Origin of the sequence: Anabaena subtropica FACHB-260, from assembly GCF_014697105.1 — a bacterium.
Taxonomy (GTDB): domain Bacteria; phylum Cyanobacteriota; class Cyanobacteriia; order Cyanobacteriales; family Nostocaceae; genus Trichormus; species Trichormus subtropicus.
This window is the reverse complement of the sequence record NZ_JACJRF010000048.1, coordinates 21963-44227: the sequence shown is the minus strand read 5'-3', so window position 1 is coordinate 44227 and position 22265 is coordinate 21963. Positions and strand designations below refer to the sequence as shown.

The following is a 22265-nucleotide window of genomic DNA, read 5'->3' as shown; positions in this document are numbered from 1 at the left end:
TCTTAGGTAGACTACTCATATTTTCTACAACTACTCAACCTGATCTAGATTAAAATCTAGTCCAGATTACTCAAAAGCTCTTTAGATTTTCTTTACGAATCACCTCTAAGAGCGGCTTTGCAGGCCAACACTGGATTAAAAGTAATTGGTGAAGCTGCTAATGCCACTCAAGGACTCAAACTCTTAGAAACGGCAAAGCCTGATGTAGCGGTGGTAGATATTGGCTTGCCTGATATGGATGGAATTGAACTCACTCGCAAGTTTAGACGTTATCAAACAGAGAGTGGGCAAACCCACACCAAGATTCTCATTCTGACAATGGATCATACCGAAGATGCCGTACTGGCTGCCTTTGCCGCCGGAGCAGACTCTTACTACATGAAAGAAACCAGTATTAGTAGGCTCACAGAAGCAATTCAAGCAACTTTCGGTGGTAACTCATGGATTGATCCAGCGATCGCCAACGTAGTATTACAGAAGATGCGCCAAGGCATCCCCGGAGAGAATCAAACATCAGATAAGCCAAAAACTGTCAAAATTGAGGCTCTACCTTCAGAATACGAACAAGTTTTAGAAACCTACCCACTCACACAACGGGAATTAGAAATTTTAGAGTTGATTGTGGCTGGTTGTAGTAACGGGCAAATTGCCGAAAAACTCTATATTACTGTTGGTACAGTCAAAACCCACGTTCGTAACATCCTGAATAAACTCTGTGCCGATGACCGTACCCAAGCGGCTGTTAGGGCTTTGCGTTCTGGCTTAGTAGCGTAAGCATAGAGAACAGTGAAGAACCCCGATTTCCTCAAGAAACCGGGGGTTTGGGAGTTTAGTGATTTTAGCAACAAGCAGCCAATGCCATAGCTAATTCCTGAGCAGACTGGAAGCGATCGCGTGGCAAAGGTTCGGTAGTACGCTCAATGACATCTCTTAATTTAGGGGTAACAGTCGGGATTTTACTCACATCAAAGCGGAAAGCACGCCCTTTTTGGCGGTAAAACTTGAAAGGATTTTCACCGGTGAGGAGAAAAATTAGCGTGGGGCCGATTGCATATAAATCAGATTGGGTTAAAGGCTGTCCCCGTTCTTGTTCTGGAGCGCAATAACCCTCTGCACCAATGCGTGTCCCTGGTGTAGTACCAATTTCCTTAACCGCGCCAAAATCTAGCACCGCTACTTGATTATTCGCCGTCCGCACCATCAAATTAGCCGGTTTAATATCACGGTGAATGAGTGGCGGTTCTTGATTGTGGAGATAATCTAGAATATCGCAAGTTTGAATCATCCAGGCGATCGCTTGGCTGGGTATAACTGGGCCTGTGGCATAGATACGTTTCTCCAAATCTTGCCCATGCACTAATTCCATCGCCAAATATTTTTTCCCACCTTCTACAAAAAAATCGTAATACTTAGGAATACCTGGATGGTCAAGGCCTTTGAGAGTATAGGCTTCCCGTTCAAATAATTCTTGGGCCTTAGCAATTCTCGCCATATCAGCATTCATTTGCTTCAACACCAACAACTTTGGATGCCCAGCAATCACCCCACTCGCATCCCAAGCCAGATAGGTAGTCCCCATTCCCCCCTGTCCCAAAGTCCGCAACACTTGGTAATAGCGAATTGTTTGAATCACCGAAAGCGGTTGCCCGCAATGGATGCAAAATAGATTCTGGGGAGAATTACCTTCATGGGTGCAAGTGAAAGTCAAACTACTAGAATTGTGAGAAAATTCTGGATTATTGTTTTCTGCCAAACTGCCAACCCCAGGCAATAGACTATCTCCCCCCGAAACTGACTGCCATTCCGGTGGTATAACATCCTGAACTTGGAATTGCAAAATTGGCCCCCCCTGTGCCAGTTGTAGGAGGGCATTATTTGGCAGCGAATCCTGAATCACCAAAACCCCATTCAGAAAAGTCCCATTTGTCCCCTTACTAATCACCTGCCAAGAACCATTTCCAGCCGAACTGACCTGTCGAATTTCCAGATGATGACGGGAAACCAAACTATCAGTCAAAACAACATGATTATCCGCCGCGCGACCAATCCGAATCACGGAGGAATTTTCAAAGCACCACTGCTTCAGTGGTGTTTTTTGTTGCGGTTCTAGCAGCGTCAGAGTAACCACAATACAACCTGTGTAAGAGTTAGGGACTGGAAAATTTTAGATTTTAGATTTTAGATTTTAGATTCTGAATAGAACAATCTAAAATTTAAAATACTTGCTGCGCTGCGTCTGCTACGCTAACGCAAATCCAAAATTCAAGGGGAGTAGGTAGGGGAGATAAAAAGGACATCTATTTTGTCCATCCTCTTCATCCTCAGTTTTAATTAAGAATTACTATCCCCCATATTCGGGCGCACTTTTGCCCGCACAAGTATAGCAGTAATGTTGTCATGACCATTGTGTTGGTTGCCCAAATCAATTAATTCTGTTACTCCCTGTTCTAAATTAACGCCAGAACTCAATAAAGGCAGTAGGTGAGTTTGCCAATTAGTTTCTAGTAAATCGTTATCTGATAGCCCATCGGAAACGAGAACCAGCAGGCTATCTTCGTTGATATCAAAAAACTCCACATCGGGATTAATTGCTGTTTCATCACGAGGGCCCAAAGCTTGGGTTAATTGATAAGCATCTGGACGGGCATAAGCGATACTTGCTTCCACACCTCTATCTATTTCTCGTTGACCAACTTCATGATCTATTGTCACTTGTTCCAGTCCCCGCTTGCGAGTCACACGGTAGAGGCGGCTATCACCCACATGGGCGACGGCTGCTTCATTACCTTGAATCAATAACATGACCAAGGTAGTACCCATGCGTCCTACTCCAGAACGGGCATCTTGTTGATTTTTCTCGTAAATCGCCTGATTAGCGAGATACACGGCTTCACGAATACTATCTTCCGTTGGCAATTGATTATTAGTCCAGTATTGCTGAAAGTATTGGCGCAAAGTAACAACTGCTAACTCACTAGCCACCTCACCGCCGGCGTGTCCGCCCATACCATCACAAAGAATATACAATCCACGAGCTTGTAGAGTGCGGTTTCTCGGAAATTCTACTTTTTCAGTTTTAGTTTCAATCCCAAAGTAGTCCTCATTGTGATGGCGTTGACGACCAACATCAGTGCGACCAGCATCTTCTAAACTGCTTAACTGCACTGACAACACCACCGTTGGCATATCATCACCCTTGCCAGAGGTATCTTCTAACTCATCTACTTGTAAGACTGTTGGTGTATTCGTTTGTTCTTTTTCCATTGGCTCAATAATTGGGGTTGTAGTTGCTTCTAGTTCCGTGGCGACTTCTTGTAAACACGATCGCAACTGAGCGATCGTTTGAATCTTACCTTGCTCCAAATCTCCTAAAATTTGGATGACTGAACCAAATTGAGTCCGTTGAGATTCTCTAAATAGCGCTTGCCAAACTTCTCCCAAAGCTCGAACATCTGAAGGTTGGACTAAGAGAGGTAATGTTACATCGTCTTCCTGTGCTGTTGTAGCATTAACCTCTAATGGTGAGTAGTCAATCGCCAATTCACTTTTGGGTGGTATTACATACAACCTTTGTAAGCTAATTGTCTGGTCTTCGTCTAAGCATAAATTCCCCAAATCCCACAAACTATAGTGACATTTCAATGGTTCTAGCAATACCCACAGTTGGGTCATTTGATAAAACCAATGTAAAATTTGTAAGGAATCAGTAGTTTCCTTTTGCCACAAATTAAGTAAAGACTGCCAATGAGAACGGTCTTCAATAAGTAATACCTGAATATCACCGTCCTGCCAAGCATCATGAATCTGGGGAATTTCTGGGTGATTTTGGGATTGTAAGACCATGTAAGCCTTAGCTAAACTGGGAATACCTTTGGCTTCCACGGAGGGAGTCGCCAGCCCTTGTTGCTGATTAGCTAATATCGCTTCAATTGGTGATACTTGATATGGTTGACAGTCCAAAACCCTGACTATAACTTGATCATTTCCGGTTGATAGCACTTCCAATACCTGATAGCGCTGTTCCTTGTCTACATAAGAACCAATCAAGACAAATGATGTAGATAGCTCCTTCTTCTCCTCTCCATCCTCACCAATTCCTATAATTGCTAGCCACACTGTGCCGATTTCCGCACCACAGTTATGACAATGTTGAGCATTTACAGGTACTTCAGTACTGCATTGAGGACAAAACTTGTGGGACAAAGAAGCACCACATTTTTGACAAAACTTGTTAGCATGAGGGTTTTCAAATTCACACTGAGGGCAAATCAGCATAGTGGAAGTTCCTTAATTCCCGTTCTGAGGTGCTTCTAGCCACTAATATCCAAAGTGCCACAATTGGCCGCCCATGCCTACAGTAGACATACAAAAAATTGTGGTTTCATCAGTGAATTTTCGTGGCAGTATTAATTGTGACGCATATTAGCTAAAGATTGCAGATATCGGCAAGGTAGTTTTGGGAATATATATATTAATCAAACTTGATTCCTGTATCCTTCACGGGAGGCTTAGTGTTCAATTCAAAATCTAAAATCTAAAATCCAAAATTCCCTACTCCTCACTCCCACCTTCACCCAATTATTTTGGGTTGGTGAAGTACTAGTTGGATACTAAAACAGGTACGATTTGACCCGCTTTCTACTTTTATTGTTCCTCCTAATTGTTGGATTAGTTTTTGTACCAGTGCCAATCCTAAACCTGTACCGCCTTGTTTCCAAGGATCATTGCTGGGAATGCGATAAAATTTATCAAAAATACGCGGTAATTCAGATTTAGGGATTTCTACACCAGAATTAATCACTTGGAATACAATCTTTTGAGATTCTAGTTGGGCTGCAATGGTAATTTCTCCATCTGGAGGGCTAAATTTACAAGCGTTAGTTAGCAGTTCTATTAAAATACGTTCTAAGCTGCTGGGATTGCACACTAATGGTGGAAGAGAAGGAGTGACGCTGATGTGTAATTTTTGCTTACAGATATAGAAATTGCGGCTTTTAAATTGCTCTACTACACGCCACAACCATGACGGTAATTGAATTGTTTCTAACACCCAAGGTTTAGCATTGGTATTGAGGCGCTGTAATTCTAGAAAGTTATTAATAAGATTTATTTCGCGATCGCACTCATTTTCTAAAATATTAAAATAGCAAGCTACTTTTGAAGGTTCGGCTATTGGCTGTGTTGTTTCCCAGAGCAAGTTCTGCTCCCGATGCAAAGCAATTCCCAACATCTGAATTGCCATTTTCATATTAGTTAGCGGTGTTCGCAGTTCGTGGGAAACCGTGCTAAGAAATTCGTCTTTTAAGTGACTGAGGCTTTCTCGTTCTGCTAGCTGGGTTTTTGCTGCTTCCTCGCTGACTTCTAAGTCTGCTAGGTTATTGACTAGGTGATGAAAATCTTCCTCGCTTTTTTCAACTTGGTCTAATGCAGTTATTCCCTCACACATCATAATAATCATCGGTTTTTTGACAGGATACTGTTCCCCATCAGGTATTAGTCGCAGTATAACTTTGACCGATTTCATCCCATTTGCCGGATAATTTAACTGAAAATGGCCATAGTTAACAGCATTTGGCGATGTAGTTTTTAACAAACTCCTCAAAGTATCAGACAGCCTTTCTTGGTCTGATTGAGCAAATAATTGCGAAATGGGTTGTTGTCGCAATTGTTCTGGCGTGTACCCAAGAAATGCGGCTCCGAACCGATTGACAGATAAAATTAACCCCGTGGTATCCAAACTAAAATATATACTTGGTGTATTTTCGTACAACATTCGATACCACCGCAGTTCTTCTTCAGCACGATGGAGAGTTTCTGCTGTACTAAGTTCTAGGTGAGGGGTTGATTCGGGCGTAAGTTCTAAGTACACAGGGGTTTTGAGTACAATATTTTGTGGTGTGTGAGTTTGATGCCAGAGCGATGGCGTTCCGCCCATCGTAGATGATCGCTGATTCAGGCTCATAAGACTTAAACTTACGCTCAAGGGCTGAAGTTAAAAGGGAACAACAAAAAACAGTACTATACTGCTTTTCAATTATTTTTTTGTCAAATACAGGCCAATAAAAAGTGTTGTTCTTTTTGTTCAACTTCAGATTATTTGTAGCTCATTCCCGTAACTGTTTACAAAGTTTAATGAGAGAATTTGCGTATTCCCCGACGCCGAGACGAATCAAGCAACAATATAAGTTCCGAGGAAGTTAGGTCACGCCACTCACCTAAAGACAAACCATCCAACCGTAAAAGACCTATACTCACCCTAACCAACCGCAAAGTCGGAAACCCCACAGCCGCAGTCATCCGGCGGACTTGACGATTTTTCCCCTCAGTCAAAGTCATTTCTAACCAAGCAGTGGGAACATTTTTGCGAAATCTGATAGGCGGATGGCGATCGCTCACAGGCGGATATTCTGGTAATAAGCTGACCTTTGCTGGTCGCGTGCGATAATCTTGAATCTCCACCCCCGTTTGTAGCTTGTTGATAGCCTCTTGATCGGGTATGCGTTCTACCTGTACCCAGTAAGTCCGCTCATGACCAAAACGCGGATCAGAAAGCCGATGCTGCAACCCACCATTGTTGGTTAATAAAAGTAACCCTTCACTATCCCAATCCAACCTCCCCACAGGATAAACATCAGGTACATCAATATAATCTTTGAGAGTTATATGCTTCGGTGATTCCTGAGTAAACTGACTCAGGACACCATAGGGTTTATGAAAAATAATATAGCGATCGTCATTAGTCATTGGTCATTAGTTAACGATTCTGGTTCTTATCCTTATCTTCCCACTCCCCCATTCTCAGCCTAAAATATAGTTGAGTCTTTAACAGCGCCAAAGTTCTATGACCCTAGCCAAACTCTCTGAACTAGGCATTACTCATCTTCCCGACCATACTGAGTTACCAGAGTCAGACGGTACTTTCGTGAAAAATTTTCAAGAACATCCTCAAAGTATCCTTCTGACAGACTCCATTACCAGTGTGTTGCAGCAACTACATCCTGATGGTCAATATTCCATTGGGCAAGATTGCGGTATCTATTGGCGTTTAACTGAACCCCCAGAAAAAGGTGCTGAAGCACCAGATTGGTTTTATGTGCCGAACGTACCACCAATGTTAAATGGGAAATTTCGGCGTTCCTATGTGTTATGGCAAGAGTACGTTGCACCATTAATTGTTTTAGAATTTGTCTCCGGTGATGGCTCAGAAGAACGAGACAAAACGCCTCTGACTGGTAAATTTTGGGTGTATGAGCAAGCGATTCGAGTACCGTTTTATGGGATTTACGAAGCAAATAAAGCCAGTTTAGAAGTGTATCACTTAGTAGACGGTCACTATGAACTATTACCAGCCAATGAACGGAGACATTATTATATTGCCTCGATGGGCGTTGAATTAGGCATTTGGCAAGGACAATATAATAATATGACAGCCCCTTGGTTACGCTGGTGGGATGCACAGGGGAATCTGTTACTGAGTAATGAAGAGCGATCGCAAATGCTAGCACTACAATTAGAACAAGAACAGCAAAAAGCCGATCGCTTGGCAGAACGGTTACGTCAGTTAGGCATTGATCCTGATCAATTGTAGAAAGAAAGAAGGTGATCGCTTTCAGCATGAATATAAATTTGGTTTCCCAAGGCTATAAGTCATTGGGAAATTTCATGTTTCAGTATAAATCTAAAAATCTTAGCCAAGGCTATTGGAAATTTTGGAAATTAGAGTTACACTATTTCCATAAATATTAGCCAAGATTTTTAGGATTTTGCCTATGTCAAAAATAATATACGATGTCATCCAAAGATTTGAAGTAGAAGACGGCGTTCCCCGCTTACTCTCAACTAATATCCAAGTGATTCAAGGCGGCGAAGATTTGATGTCTTTAGCAACCACCACACTTAAGAAACTAGGTTTTTACGACCAATTTGATGAGAATCGAACATCTCAATATATAGGATATAAACTTAAGAATCCTCAAATAGGTACTAAACGCTATCAACTTGTTTTAGCCCAACGTAAGGAAGGTTTATGTATTTCTCTTCCTCAAAATATATTCCTGCCAGATGTTTTGGTGCTTACTTGTATAACCGAAAATGGCTTGACATATACTGAAGATGATTACCATGAAGACTATATAACAAATATTTTAGGTAAATATTGGATTTTACCAAGTAAAGAAGATTTATTTTTACAATCAATGCAATCTATTTATCCAAATGTTTTAGAAGGTGAAGTTAGAGGCAGTTTTGTATTGAATTCATATTATATATATACCGACTCTGAGGATGAAGAAGCTAGAGAAATGGTATCAATGTCACCTGAAGAATTTAAAATTGAGCATTTGGGTGATAGCTGTAGTTATTTAGCTATTCATGAAGATAAACTATTTCCTTACACATGGCAGGTATGTATTAATTCAATAGAAAAACTACAAGAGTTTCTTGATTATTTTGTCAAAAAAATAATGGAGCAATGGTAATGTCTGTAAAAGTTAAAAGACTTGTTAATCATTACGAAGAAAGAATGTTAGAGTTTTTGCAAACTTGCATAGAGGATAATTATAAAATTCATACGCAAGTTAGCTTATCTCAATTCTGCGAGCTGAATGGCTATCTTGATTCAGAACTGAAAAGGTTTTTCTTTAGCTCTAACGTAGATGCACTCATCACCACGAATAGCTATAAACCTTGCTTAGTTGTGGAATTTCAGTCTTCATATCATGATTTTGCCGACGCAAAAGAGCGTGATCATAAAAAAGCAACTTTGTTATCGCTTGCGGGCGTACCATTTCTTTACTCACGAATTCAAGATTTTGGATTATTAAGTCTTTACTCTCCACATGAAGAAGTAGTATTTAATCTATTCACAGGTGAAAAACGCGACAACGCCAAAAACTTAATCAGAAAGTATTGCGAACTATCTACTTTTGCCCAAATTCAGCTTACACATTAGTAAAGCTCAGATTTTTTTGCTTACTCCTTTGCGTCTCTGCGCCTACTCTACGAGTTTCGCTTGCGGTATGCGTGACCTAAAAAAAGATTTATATGCAAAGTGTAATGCCGAAATTGCAACCCACCAATCCTAAACCACTTCACATTCTCAGGAATTGTTAACCCCTCTGCCTCAAACATAAACAAGGTGGTAAACTACATCCATGCTAGGGGTGCTTGCACTAACAGGCTGAGATTACACCCTTAACACCTGAGACTGGGTAATACCAGCGAAGGGAAGCTGTTTATTGAGGGAATTTCATATGCGGACAGAATGGGTTGCTAAACGACGTGGGCAAGGTAATGTAACTCAAATGCACTATGCACGTCAGGGTGTCATTACCGAAGAAATGCAGTATGTCGCCCAACGGGAAAATCTGCCGGCTGACCTCATTCGTGAGGAAGTAGCACGGGGAAGAATGATTATCCCAGCTAATATTAATCACACTAATTTAGAGCCAATGGCTATTGGCATTGCCTCTAAATGTAAAGTAAATGCTAATATCGGTGCTTCACCTAACTCTTCTAATCTTCAGGAAGAAGTTGATAAGCTGAACTTGGCCGTGAAGTACGGTGCGGATACTGTCATGGACTTATCCACAGGTGGCGGGAACTTAGATGAAATTCGTACCGCCATCATCAATGCTTCTCCCGTTCCCATCGGTACAGTACCAGTCTACCAAGCCTTGGAAAGCGTCCACGGCACAATAGAAAACCTGACCCCAGAGGATTTTCTGCACATCATCGAAAAACACGCCCAGCAAGGGGTCGATTATCAAACCATCCACGCCGGGATTTTAATAGAACATTTACCTTTAGTTAGAAGCCGCATCACTGGTATTGTTTCCCGTGGTGGTGGTATTTTAGCGCGGTGGATGCTGCATCACCACAAACAAAACCCACTTTATACCCACTTCCGCGACATCATTGAAATTTTCAAGAGATATGATGTTTCTTTCAGTTTAGGGGATTCCCTCCGTCCTGGCTGTACTCATGATGCTTCTGATGATGCCCAGTTAGCCGAACTCAAAACCCTCGGACAACTCACCCGCAAAGCTTGGGAACATGATGTACAGGTGATGGTAGAAGGCCCTGGACACGTCCCAATGGATCAAATTGAGTTCAATGTCAAAAAACAGATGGAAGAGTGTTCTGAAGCACCCTTCTATGTTTTGGGGCCATTGGTAACAGACATCGCCCCTGGTTATGACCACATCACTTCCGCCATCGGCGCTGCAATGGCTGGTTGGTACGGTACAGCTATGCTGTGCTACGTCACACCAAAAGAACACTTGGGATTACCCAACGCTGAAGATGTCCGCAATGGGTTGATTGCTTATAAGATAGCAGCCCATGCAGCCGATATTGCCAGACATCGTCCAGGCGCAAGAGATAGAGACGATGAACTTTCTAAAGCTCGTTATAACTTCGACTGGAACCGTCAGTTTGAATTATCACTAGACCCAGAAAGAGCTAAGGAATACCACGACGAAACTTTACCAGCCGATATTTACAAAACTGCTGAGTTCTGTTCTATGTGTGGGCCTAAGTTCTGTCCTATGCAAACCAAAGTTGATGCTGATGCACTTACTGAACTAGAGAAATTCTTGGCTAAGGAAAAGGTAACACAAGGTTAATTAATAACGAGTAGTTCTCAGACTGGAAGTCCAGAGCTATACTAACAAAGCCCACAAATGTGGGCTATTTTTTTGATTTATGGAACTATCTAAATAATTAATATGACAGCTTCTTTTTTATCTACTTGGCGGCGTTTATATTTAGTAATTGTTCTGAGTTTATGCCTGATATTTTTATCTGGTTGTCAAGACATAGCCAAGCAAAATGACGGAGTAATTCATCTGAGTTTATGGCAAACAATCAACCCTCCTGCTAATCGGGATGTATTTGAAAAACTAGTAGACAAATTTAATCAAGCTCATCCTGATATCCAAGTGGAATCTATCTTCATCGGTCAACCCCAGTTGCCGAAAATCTTAACAGCAGTTGTGGGCAATGCGTCACCAGATATTCTGTCATTCGACCCACAAACAACAGGTCAGTTCGCAGAATTAGGAGCAATTCGACCTTTAGAAGAATGGTTGGAAAAATTACCGTTGAAGTCAGAAGTCATTCCCAACTTATTTGAAGAATTAAGCTTAAACGGTCATCTTTGGTCAGTTCCTCTATACACTGCAAATCTTGGTATTTTTTACCGACCAAAACTTTTTCAAGCTGCGGGAATTACAGAAACGCCTAAGACTTGGGAAGAGTTAAGACAAGTTGCTCAAAAGTTGACTATTGACCGTAATGGTGATAATCGACCAGAACAGTATGGAATGTTATTACCTTTAGGAAAACAGGAATGGACTGTCTTTAGTTGGTTTCCTTTTTTATTAAGTTCTGGGGGCGAGATAATAACAAATAATAAACCAAATTTAACGAATCAGGGGGCTATTAACGCTTTGCAATTCTGGCAAGACTTGATCAAAGATGGTTCAGTAATCCTGTCTCCACCAGAACGTGGTTATGAAGAGGACGCTTTTATTGCGGGTCGAGTTGCTATGCAAATTACAGGACCTTGGACTTATATCATGAAGTCCAACGTTGATTATCAGGTGTTCCCCATACCTGCAAATGTTGGGCCAGCGACGGTAACAGCTACGGGAGTTCTTTATGTGATGAAGACCACACCCGCCAGAGAGCAAGCCGCACTCAAGTTTTTGGAGTATGTTTTGAGTGAAGAATTCCAAAAAGAATGGAGTATAGGCACGGGTTTTTTGCCAGTTAATCTTAAGGCTGCTCAAAGTGAAGCTTTTCAGGAATTTATCCGCGAAAAACCTGCCTTAAAACTATTTGTAGAGCAGATGTCTGTGGCAGGAACTCGGCCGATTATTGCTGGATATAGTCGTCTATCTGACAGTCTTGGTCGAGCGATTGAAGCCACATTGTTGGGTGAGTCTCCCCAAAAAGCTCTCAAAACCGCACAAGAGCGTTTAGAACTAATTTGGAATAATTAGATTTAGAGACTATTTATTAAGTAAATCTTAAGTAGGGGAGGCAAAAAGCGGTGTAGATGTTCTTCCCGCTTTATTGCCGTTGTGTTAAGGCGTTAGCCTAACGCACCGTATTATTTAGCGGTGCGTTAGGCGCTTAAGTTATTCTTGGAGTGAGACATCATCTCCAAATGTGCGCCTAACACACCCTACTGTAATTTTATTTTTACTTTATAAATAACCTCTTAAGCGTTAATGCGGCTGGTTCAAATAATCTCTCAATCGTTACCAATTAGAAAAATGATGGTGACAGATGGACACGGAAAACCCATAGACACCAAGCGGTTTTCAATCCAAAATCTAAAATCCAAAATCCAAAATGTTACGGGTTCCTGTATAGTTGGGAACCCAGCCATCTGCTGCTGTAAAATATCGTACTGCTTTGAAATTTAACGATGCAGTGAGACTGCACCAATGTTCTACCCCGGCTGGAATATGCAGATAATCTTGGGATTGGACTAAAAGCTGTACTTGGCTACCATCAGGTTTGACAAAACCAAAAATCATTTCACCTGCTAAAACATACAGGGGTTCGGGAGCATTATGAGTATGATACTGGCTGTAGGTAGCAATTAAAGTTTGGATGTTAGGCGAACCTGGATGCACATTCAGCAAATCACACCAAAGATAGCCATTTTCCTGTTGGATAAATTCAAAAACACTGTTGTGCAAATCCACAACGTGGCGCTTTTCACTATCTGTTAAAACATCCTGACCTAAGAGATGAGGAAACAGTAATGATGTACCTGGGTCATAGTGCTTTAAATAAATTCCAAGCGGGGTAATTTCACGGGCTATCTCATCTAAATTGCTTTCAATTGTGCCGTCGTCAAGTAACAAGGTCGCCATGACAGAATAATTAATTAAGTATGAAGAAGAGTATACTTAACTTTAACTCATCTTAATTCAACAAGCCACTATTTCCGATAGATATACTGGAGTTTGTGAAGTTAAAAATTCCAGAATCACTCGTTACTTAGTGAAAACACTACATTTGTCAAAGTTTTTCATCCTTATTTTTCATGAAATTTGTCAGCAGAATGATGTTCAATAGTACTACTAGAGTCTAATCTAGTACAAGAGAACTATGATAAATATCAAATGTCTGACTTAATTTTATTTTGGCATCGCCGCGATTTACGTATTGCTGATAATCTGGGACTGGCTGCGGCCAGACAGCAAAGCCCTAAAGTTGTGGGTGTATTTTGCCTTGATACTAATATTCTGCGACGAGATGATGTTGCCCCTGTTAGAGTCACTTACATGATTGGCAGTTTGCAAGCTTTGCAAGAGCGATATATGCAAGCAGGAAGCCAACTATTAATACTGCATGGAGATCCAGTACAAGCCATACCTAATTTAGCAGAGGCGTTGAATGCTCAAGCTGTGTTTTGGAATTGGGATGTAGAACCATATTCTCAGACACGCGATCGCGCCATTATTGATACCCTTAAAGATAAAGGCATCCAATTTCTAACTCATAACTGGGATCAAATACTCCATTCCCCAGAGGAAATTCGTACAGGTAATAACACCCCTTACACTGTGTACAGCCCTTTTTGGAAAAATTGGAGTAGCAAACCCAAAGCTAAACCAGTAGAAACCTTGCAAAACGTCCAAGGGCTGACAGAATCCGAACAAGAAATTGCTCAAAAAACTGGTGTAAAAGCCTTACCCAGTGCGAAAGATTTAGGATTTGTCTGGGATACAGACTTGATAATTGCACCAGGGGAAGCCTTCGCCCAAGCAAAGCTAGAAGAGTTTACAGCTAAGGCCATCACCGAATACCAAGAGTCCCGTAATTTCCCCGCCATTGATGGTACATCACAACTGAGTGCAGCATTAAAATTTGGCGTTATTGGCATTCGCACTGTTTGGCAAGCCACTTTAGAAGCGTCAGAAAATAGCCGCAGCGAAGAAGCATCCGCAGGTATTCGCACATGGCAACAAGAATTAGCCTGGCGGGAATTTTATCAACACGCTATGTATAATTTCCCCGAATTAGCCGATGGTGCTTACCGCGAAGCTTTTAAGAATTTCCCTTGGGAAACTAACGAAGAACATTTTCAGGCTTGGTGTGCAGGAAAAACTGGTTATCCCATCGTTGACGCCGCCATGCGTCAGATGAATGAAAGCGGCTGGATGCACAACCGTTGTCGGATGATTGTTGCCAGTTTCCTCACCAAAGATTTGTTAATTAATCCTCAATTGGGAGAAAAATACTTTATGCAGAAGCTAATTGATGGGGATTTATCCGCCAACAATGGCGGCTGGCAATGGAGTGCTTCTAGCGGTATGGATCCTAAACCAGTGAGGATTTTTAACCCGGCCAGCCAATCTCAAAAATTTGACCCAGACGCAGAATATATTCGTCAATGGGTACCTGAATTAAGGTCAATAGATACAGAATATTTAGTAACTGGTAAGATTACGCCATTAGAACGCCGTGCTGTTGGTTATCCTGATCCAATTGTGGATCATCAAAAGCAGCAACAGCAATTTAAACAACGCTATCAGCAACAAAAAGCTACAAATAAATAGGTCGGCGTAAATAATTATTGTTAACTTTTTTGCTGTAATTCTGGTTCAGTTTGAGGGTGAGATTTTTCTATGTGCTGGATTAAGCTTTCCGCCATCTCTACAGAGATTAAAATTAGTTGCTGTTCCATGTGTCCATAGCCACCCTCTTGACTAATTTGGGGGTAAATGTGGGGGTTGGATAGCATAGCAGCTAACAGTTGGGATGCAGTTTGTTTTAATTCACTATTCATAGTGGTTTTCCCAAACAAATGTGTCTATTTCCCGAACAATAATGGTTGATGGTGATTATTAGCTTTGTTCAATAACTCGCGGACTTCATCATCCGTAGTTTGTGGAAACTTCTCATACCACAAACCAACGCTATAAAATGGGGTAGGTGTATTTGCACAGATAATTTTTTCAACCTTACTTTGCATCTCTTCGCAGGTTTCAGGTGCAGCAACTGGCACAGCGATGACAACTTCTTTAGGTTGCTGTTGCTTTACAGACATAACGGCAGCCCACATGGTTGCACCAGTTGCTAAACCATCATCAACCAAAATCACAGTCTGTCCTTTTAAATCGGGAAAAGGGCGATCGCCTCGATACATATTTTCCCGTCTTTTCAATTCCCTCTCTTGTTGGACTGCAACTCTGGCAATTACTTCATCAGGGATTTGAAATTGATTGACAATACTTTGATTAAGTATACGTACACCACCAGAAGCGATCGCCCCCATTGCCAATTCTTCATTGTCGGGTACTCCCAGTTTACGCACTACCAATACATCCAAGGGGGCATTTAAGGCTTTAGCCACTTCAAAACCTACAGGAACACCACCTCTAGGTAAGGCTAACACCAAAATATTGGGGCGATTAGCGTAATCTGCTAACTTTTTAGCCAAAACCTGGCCTGCTGCTGTCCGATCTTTGAATAACATGGTTTTACACTCCTGGTAGTTTCCTCAAACTCAATTTTTGGCGTTGCTGAATTATGGGATGATTTTTGTTTCGCGTATACCGCAAGGGGAACCCACAGGGTAAGCGCGAAAAATCAATAGTTTGCTTTGCTTAAAAATCTCAATTCATCCCGCATTTATGCCATGTCCAATTTTTAAGTATTCGCTCCCATCTTTCCTTGGCTGTCTGCATCAAACAACGGATCAAATATCGTGTTGTATATTACCTCCAGTTAGGTTTCTACTACTGTGATTGCCAGCTAGACTGAGCTGATTGTAAAAACTCTAAACTTAAATATCCTCTGACTAACGAAGCGACTCTGGGTTCTCTTTATCTGCCTAATGGGTGAGTTATAACAATTAAAAATTAAAAATTCAGATTTATTGGACAAAGCACGTAAACGAAAAAAGCGAGAGAGCGTAATAAAAAAATGAAGTAGAAAAATTACATTAGCTTTATTTTTTGCTGAATTCAAAATAGATAAAAACATCCAAATATTCCGAAAATAAATCCTGATTTTTTCCCATAAAAAAGGCTATTACTTTTAATATTGTTACTGAACCAAGGAATAATGCTTTGATGAAATCGGCATTTTTACTATGGAATTTTATTATTTTATTTTGGTTGTTTAGTCTGAATCCGATAAAAGCGGAAATTATTCCAGATGATACACTTCCTACTAACTCCACTGTTAGACCTGTTGGAAACATTAGAGTAATTGAGGGAGGTACTCAAAGGGGAGCGAATTTATTTCATAGTTTTCGAGAATTTTCTTTTTCTGTCTTAACTAGCAACTCTACAGGAAACACCGCCGTTTTTAACCATAATTTGGCAGTTCAGAACATTATTACCAGAATAACAGGCGGCTCACCCTCTTATATTGATGGCATGATTGCAGCTATAACGGGAAGCAGAGCTAATCTGTTTTTTATCAATCCCCAAGGCATAATTTTAGGGGCCAACGCTAGTTTAAATATTGGGGGTTCATTTGTAGCAACTACAGCAAATAGTCTCAGATTTGCTGATGGCACAGAATTTAGTGCAACAGCCCATAATAATATTCCCTCATTAACAGTCAGTGTTCCTGTAGGGCTGCAATTTGGCAATACTCCAGGGAATATTGAGCAACCAATTTCTGATTATTTACCTGTTGGGTTACAAGTCGAAAATGGTCAAACATTAGCACTGATTGGCGGCAATTTATTGCTAGAAAGTAGTATTTTAGAAGCACCAGGGGGCAGGATTGAGTTAGGTAGTGTAGCTGGAGATGGTTTTGTCAACCTCAGTGAAATTGACCAAGGGTATAGTTTAGGGTATTCAGGTGTAGAAAATTTTGGAGATATCAAACTTGCTGCTGGTACTTTAGTGAATCCTGGTAGTTTACCCATACAAGATAGTGGTGGTGCTATTCAGATCCAAGGCAGAAATATAATTATTGACGATTCGTTAGTTTTTGCGGTTAATTTCGGTTCAAACACAGGCGATCGCTTGATTATTAATGCTACTGAATCTTTGAAATTAGATGGTTTTTCTAATATCTTAACTGTTGCTCAAGATGAAGGTAATGCTGGAGATATTTGGATCAGAGCCAAAGATTTTATAGAACTAGGAGAAGAATCATTTATTGGCTCACAAGTCTGTTCATTAGGGGGAAATTGTGAAAATGTTACAGGTAATGGTGGGCATATAACCATTGAGACTAGACGACTTTTGCTGAGAGATGGTGGAGGTATCGAAGCTTCTACATTTGGTGCAGGAAATACGGGAAATATCTTAGTGAAAGCTACAGATTCTATAGACTTGATAGGAGAAAGTTCCGATGGCGATATCCCCAGTGGAATTTTCGCTCAAGTTGCTAGGGATGCTACAGAAAATGCAGGTAACACTGGCACAATTACCTTGGAAACCAAACGTTTAAATATTCAAGGTGGCGCACAGATATCTAATACTGCTAGGTATGGAGGTCATGGTGGTAATGTGATTATTAATGCTTCAGAAAGTATTCAGGTGAGTGGTGCTTCTCAATTTGCTACAACCTCACCCTTGGATATTTTTCGTAGTGGCATTTTTGTTTCTACTCAACTAGAAACTACCACCAGCGACAGCACCTTAAACATCAATACCGGACTGCTGACTGTAGAAAATGGGGCGAGAATTACAGGAGATAACTTAAATATTGTAGCCGATCGCCTAATTGTCCAAGATGGTGCAAAGGTTACTCTCAATAGAGCATCGGGGAATTTGTCCATAACCGAGCGATCGCTCACATTAGATAATCAAGAGCAAGCACCACTAGAACAAATTTTAGATCCAACTAACCCCAATCAGCTTGACTCAGAGCGTTTGCCAACCAATGACATCATTACTTTCTCACAAACCAACCCATCTTTTAACACGCCTGAGGTAGACTCTAGTCGGAGATTTGCCCAGCTTCCCACCAATCCACTTGATACATCCAGGCAAATTACCCCAATTTGTAGTTCAGATAGTAAAAAGCAACCTGTTCTGAAGGCAAGTTTAAGAGAAGAACTGCAAACCAAAAACTCTGCTAATCTCAGTCATTTGTTAACAATCAGTAATTTTACCCCCATTAATGTTGTAGAAGATCCTGATTCCCATAAAATTGTGGAAGCACAGGGATGGGTTATCGATACCAATGGCAATATTACCTTAGTTGCTCAAACTCCTACTGTTAATGATCGGCATCCCTGGTTGTCGTCCACCATCTGCCACATTCATGAATAAAATTACTAGGGTCTGTTGTCCTGACTTTGTTATAAACGGAATGCGGAAGATCAAAGGTAAGCTAGTCAAGTTCTTACGTTTGTCTTTGTGCTTCTTGTTGGCTTTGCTTTGCACAGTTAATTCCCCTGTTCTAGCTAGAGTAGCAACCCCAACCAACACCTCACAAGTCACTTCCACAATCTCTTTAGTAGAACAAGGTAAAGCCTTATACGATGCAGGCAGGTTTGCCGAAGCAGTGCAGATATTACAACAGGCAGCGCAAGAATACAGACAAAAGGGTGACAATCTGAAACTCGCGGCCACTTTGAGCAACTTGTCTTTAGCTTATCAACAACTAGGGGAGTGGAATCAAGCACAGCAGGCAATTACAGACAGCTTAAATTTACTTGCAGGAAAAGAGCAGAACCTACAAGTATTAGCTCAATCATTGGATATTCAAGGTCGTCTGCAACTAGCAATGGGTAAACCAGAGGCGGCCTTAAATACTTGGCAGCGCACAGCCGAGATTTATCAACAAACCAAAAATTTTAGTGGCGAAGTGCGATCGCAGATTAATCAAGCCCAAGCATGGCGCACACAAGGCTTTTATCGTCGGGCTGTGAAAATTTTGGCAGAAATTGGGAAAAAATTACAATCACAACCAGACTCCTTAGAAAAAGCGGTAGGATTGCGATCGCTTGGTGATGCTTTGATGGTAGCCGGAAATTTAACCGAGTCCCACACTACCTTAGAGCAAAGTCTCGCCGTCGCCCAGCGCTTACAAATACCGACGGAAATCGCCGCTAGTTTTTTTAGTTTGGGAAATAATGCCCGTGCCAAACTGCAAACATCAGCAGCAATTAATTACTATCAACAAACAGTAGCAACATCCCCATCACCCTTAACAAAAATTCAAGCCCAAATCAACCACCTCAGTTTGCTGCTAGATAACCAACAATTAACCGAAGCTCAAACTCTAATCCCAGCAATTCAAGCCCAAATCAACCAACTCCCCCCTAGTCGTGCGGCTATCTACGCCCAGATTAACTTTGCTCAAAGTCTGATGAAAGTGCTGAGTCACAATTTCCCATCAACACTAAGCACTCAGGACTTAGCAAAGTTACTGGCAAAAACCATTCAACAAGCCCGCAGTCTAGATGACACAAGGGTAGAAGCCTATGCAATATTGAGTTTGGGGAATTTGTATGAACAAAACCACCAATGGACAGAAGCAAAAAATCTCACCCAACAAGCATTAATTTTAGCCCAGGCTAGTAATGCACCAGACATTATCTATCGCTTGGAGTGGCAATTGGGGAGATTGTTATGGGCAGAAAAAGATATTTCTGGTGCGATCGCCGCTTATGATGCAGCAGTAGAAACCTTAAAATCTCTGCGAAGTGACTTAGTAGCCGTCAATCAAGACGTGCAGTTTAACTTCCGCGACACTGTAGAACCCATCTATCGGCAATCAGTAGAGTTGCTGTTAGCATCCCAACCAGAAAAAGTTAGTGAAAAAACTCTCGATAAAGCCCGCCAACGGATTGAAGCATTACAACTGGCAGAATTAGATAATTTCTTTCAGGAAGCTTGTCTGCAAGGTCAAACTGTGTTGCTTGATCAAGTGGTAGACCAAGATAACCCCACGGCGGCGATTCTTTACCCGATTATTTTGCCACAACAAATCCAAGTAATCGTGAAGATTCCCAACAAACCTTTGCAGCGTTATAGCACCAATGTTGAGCAAACAGAAGTCAACAAAGTTCTTAGTGAACTACGAAACAATTTAGTCAGTCCCACAGCTAGTAAAGCCATCAAATCTCAGTCACAACAAATTTATAACTGGCTAATCAAACCTATCGAATCAGAACTGGCAGCCAGTGGAGTAAAAACTTTAGTGTTTGTCCCAGATGGGATGTTAAGGAACTTACCACTAGGTACACTATATGATGGACAGCAATACTTAATAGAAAAATATGCGATCGCCCTCAGCGTCGGTCTGCAACTCCTTGACCCCAAACCACTACAAAGAGGTCAATTAAAAGCATTAACGGCTGGATTAAGTGAACCTCCGCCAAATTACCCCAACTTTTCACCATTGCCTGGTATTAAGTCGGAAGTGAATTTGATTGCTAGCGCTGGAGTTTCCATAACTAGTTTGCTAGACCAGCAATTTACCCGCGAAGCACTAGAAAAAGAAGTGAACAGCGTCTCATTTAACGTAGTGCATTTAGCAACGCATGGTCAGTTTAGTTCTCGTGCCGAAAACACCTTTATTCTGGCCGCCGACGGGCCGATAAACGTTACCCAATTCGATACCTTGCTTCGTGGTCGAGAGCAAATTCGACCGAGTGTAGTAGAACTCCTAGTTTTAAGTGCTTGCCAAACAGCAGCCGGAGACAACCGCGCCGCCCTGGGTCTAGCAGGAGCCGCCATCCGTGCTGGCGCACGCAGTACGATAGCCTCCCTATGGCAAATTGATGATGAATCAACAGCTTTATTGGTCGGTGACTTCTATCGAGAACTCAAAAGCAGCAACATTACCAAAGCAGAAGCCCTCCGCCGCGCCCAACTAAAATTATTACAACATCCCAATTACAACGCACCAAGCTATTGGTCTGCTTATGTGTTGATTGGGAATTGGTTGTGATTTGGTCAACAAGAGGAAAAGAGACAGGGTGCGGGGAGACAAGGGGAGGTTCTTTCCCCCTGCCCCCTGCTCCCTGCTCCCTGCTCCCCTTCCCAGAACTGCTACGCGCAGCGTCTGTCTCCGACACGCTCTGCGAACGTAGAGAACCACTTGGCTATAAGCATATAGATACCAAGCTTGTGATCCCCGGTTCCGAAAATTTTGCTGATTTTTAATAATTTTGTGGCATAAATTTAGTGAATGCGGGCGATAAGTACATAGCAGCATTGATGACTGGGGATTAAACCATGACTAACATTACCAACCAGCTAGACGATTTCGCCATCACACTACCGATTTCTCAAGCAGCTCGTACTACTGCTCAGCAGTTCGCCAACCAACAGCCTAATTCTCAAAAAGCCGAGCAAGTTAAGCTCAATACTTTGGCTGTATCGGTGGTGAATGATTATTTGCAGATGATGGAAGTTCCAACTAATTTGACAGCAAGTGACAGTTGGAATCCGATCATGCAGCTTTGTGCTGATGTCGCTGATCTAGAAGTCTCCTCAGTTGGTCGTTTAGAGTGTCGCCCTCTCAAGTTACATGAGCAAGTATGCTCTGTTCCTCCAGAAACTTGGGAGGAAAGAGTAGGTTATGTAATTGTGGAAGTTGATGAAACTTATACAGAAGCAAAGTTACTGGGTTTTGTAAAAAAAGTTGCTACTGAAACATTACCTTTAAATCAACTACAACCTATAGAAGCATTGATTGATCGCCTAGAACAACTGAAAACTTCACCCGTTGATGCTTTGGCGAATTTGAGTCAGTGGTTTGTTGGTCAATTTGAGACTGGTTGGCAAACTGTAGACGCTTTGTGGAACTCACTGGAAGCTAGACCTGCTTATGCTTTCCGCAGTCCAGTAACTAGTCCAGATACAAGTTTTAATCAACAAGAAACAGTAACTAGACGAGCAAAATTGATTGATTTGGGGATAAAAATAGTCGATCAACCAGTGATGTTGATTGTGGAAATTGCTCCTGAAGCTAATGGACAAACTAGTATCCGCTTGCAATTACACTCTACAGGTAATCAAATATATCTACCAACTGGAGTACAACTTAAGGTACTAGACACTTCCAAAGCAGTATTTCTAGAAGCTCAAGCTAGAAGTGCTGACAACTACCTGCAATTACAGTTTCGTGGGGAACTTCAGGAAGAATTTAGCGTTCAGGTAGCATTCGATGATATGAGTATTACAGAGAACTTTGTTATTTAAAGTATCCAAATTTTACTATGTAGTTGGTAATTAGATGATGAGATGTACAAAATTCCAGCAACTTTGGCTGTAATTGTGCATTTGTAGAGAAGTCTGAGTGATTCAGAACTCCAG

At 41.5% G+C, this 22265-nt stretch carries 16 protein-coding genes, 1 pseudogene and 1 riboswitch; of the genes and pseudogenes, 10 read left to right on the top strand and 7 right to left on the bottom strand.

From position 1 onward, the window contains the following. Positions 1-105: 105 nt before the first annotated feature. Positions 106-774 (top strand): annotated as a pseudogene (locus tag H6G18_RS20845) (response regulator); the annotation flags it as partial. 64 nt (positions 775-838) lie between these two features. Here the strand turns inward: H6G18_RS20845 and H6G18_RS20840 are convergent. The 4 genes from H6G18_RS20840 to H6G18_RS20825 all read right to left on the bottom strand — a co-directional run bounded on the left by H6G18_RS20840 (position 839) and on the right by H6G18_RS20825 (position 6744). Continuing rightward, on the bottom strand, positions 839-2128 hold the full coding sequence (locus tag H6G18_RS20840; RefSeq protein WP_190409011.1) for a protein kinase domain-containing protein: 1290 nt from the start codon (positions 2126-2128) through the stop codon (positions 839-841). 203 nt (positions 2129-2331) lie between these two features. After that, the gene (locus tag H6G18_RS20835; protein ID WP_190409010.1) at positions 2332-4275 is read right to left on the bottom strand and encodes a serine/threonine phosphatase; all 1944 of its coding nucleotides are present in this window, start codon (positions 4273-4275) and stop codon (positions 2332-2334) included. A gap of 295 nt (positions 4276-4570) precedes the next feature. Continuing rightward, complete coding sequence (locus H6G18_RS20830; protein WP_190409009.1) at positions 4571-5962, bottom strand: PAS domain-containing sensor histidine kinase; 1392 nt, start codon at positions 5960-5962, stop codon at positions 4571-4573. Positions 5963-6129: 167 nt separating this feature from the next. Further along, positions 6130-6744: a pseudouridine synthase gene (locus tag H6G18_RS20825; protein WP_190409008.1), complete on the bottom strand. Its 615-nt coding sequence runs from the start codon at positions 6742-6744 to the stop codon at positions 6130-6132. 97 nt (positions 6745-6841) lie between these two features. Between H6G18_RS20825 and H6G18_RS20820 the strand changes: the two genes are divergently transcribed. From H6G18_RS20820 to H6G18_RS20800, 5 genes are all read left to right on the top strand, one after another. Further along, positions 6842-7588, top strand: coding sequence for a Uma2 family endonuclease (locus H6G18_RS20820; RefSeq protein ID WP_190409007.1), 747 nt, complete (start codon positions 6842-6844; stop codon positions 7586-7588). Positions 7589-7769: 181 nt separating this feature from the next. Further along, a complete protein-coding gene (locus H6G18_RS20815) occupies positions 7770-8477 on the top strand; it encodes a hypothetical protein (RefSeq protein ID WP_190409006.1) in 708 nt (235 codons plus the stop codon). Further along, positions 8477-8950: a DUF2726 domain-containing protein gene (locus H6G18_RS20810; RefSeq protein ID WP_190409005.1), complete on the top strand. Its 474-nt coding sequence runs from the start codon at positions 8477-8479 to the stop codon at positions 8948-8950. Before H6G18_RS20815 ends, H6G18_RS20810 begins: the two co-directional genes overlap by 1 nt. 197 nt (positions 8951-9147) lie before the next feature. Continuing rightward, a riboswitch (TPP riboswitch) is annotated at positions 9148-9244 on the top strand. Between the two features lie 7 nt (positions 9245-9251). After that, positions 9252-10625, top strand: coding sequence for a phosphomethylpyrimidine synthase (gene thiC, locus H6G18_RS20805; protein ID WP_190409004.1), 1374 nt, complete (start codon positions 9252-9254; stop codon positions 10623-10625). A 102-nt stretch (positions 10626-10727) separates the two neighbouring features. Beyond that, positions 10728-12005 (top strand): ABC transporter substrate-binding protein, encoded by a 1278-nt coding sequence (locus H6G18_RS20800; protein ID WP_190409003.1) that lies wholly within the window; start codon positions 10728-10730, stop codon positions 12003-12005. Positions 12006-12341: 336 nt separating this feature from the next. On the opposite strand, the gene H6G18_RS20795 is transcribed toward H6G18_RS20800, so the two are convergent. Next, a complete protein-coding gene (locus H6G18_RS20795; protein WP_190409002.1) occupies positions 12342-12890 on the bottom strand; it encodes a 1,2-dihydroxy-3-keto-5-methylthiopentene dioxygenase in 549 nt (182 codons plus the stop codon). A 252-nt stretch (positions 12891-13142) separates the two neighbouring features. On the opposite strand from H6G18_RS20795, the gene H6G18_RS20790 reads away from it, so the two are divergent. After that, positions 13143-14582, top strand: a complete 1440-nt coding sequence (locus tag H6G18_RS20790; RefSeq protein WP_190409001.1) for a deoxyribodipyrimidine photo-lyase, 8-HDF type — start codon at positions 13143-13145, stop codon at positions 14580-14582. A 20-nt stretch (positions 14583-14602) separates the two neighbouring features. Here H6G18_RS20790 and H6G18_RS20785 read toward each other — a convergent pair whose 3' ends face one another. Together H6G18_RS20785 and H6G18_RS20780 are read right to left on the bottom strand one after the other, a co-directional pair. After that, the gene (locus H6G18_RS20785; protein WP_190409000.1) at positions 14603-14812 is read right to left on the bottom strand and encodes a hypothetical protein; all 210 of its coding nucleotides are present in this window, start codon (positions 14810-14812) and stop codon (positions 14603-14605) included. A 24-nt stretch (positions 14813-14836) separates the two neighbouring features. Beyond that, on the bottom strand, positions 14837-15502 hold the full coding sequence (locus H6G18_RS20780) for a phosphoribosyltransferase (protein ID WP_190408999.1): 666 nt from the start codon (positions 15500-15502) through the stop codon (positions 14837-14839). 598 nt (positions 15503-16100) lie between these two features. Here H6G18_RS20780 and H6G18_RS20775 point away from each other — a divergent pair. From H6G18_RS20775 to H6G18_RS20765, 3 genes are all read left to right on the top strand, one after another. Beyond that, on the top strand, positions 16101-18266 hold the full coding sequence (locus H6G18_RS20775; RefSeq protein WP_190408998.1) for a two-partner secretion domain-containing protein: 2166 nt from the start codon (positions 16101-16103) through the stop codon (positions 18264-18266). Further along, complete coding sequence (locus tag H6G18_RS20770) at positions 18259-20895, top strand: CHAT domain-containing protein (protein ID WP_190409013.1); 2637 nt, start codon at positions 18259-18261, stop codon at positions 20893-20895. Before H6G18_RS20775 ends, H6G18_RS20770 begins: the two co-directional genes overlap by 8 nt. 287 nt (positions 20896-21182) lie before the next feature. Next, on the top strand, positions 21183-22151 hold the full coding sequence (locus tag H6G18_RS20765; protein ID WP_190408997.1) for a DUF1822 family protein: 969 nt from the start codon (positions 21183-21185) through the stop codon (positions 22149-22151). Positions 22152-22265: the final 114 nt, after the last annotated feature.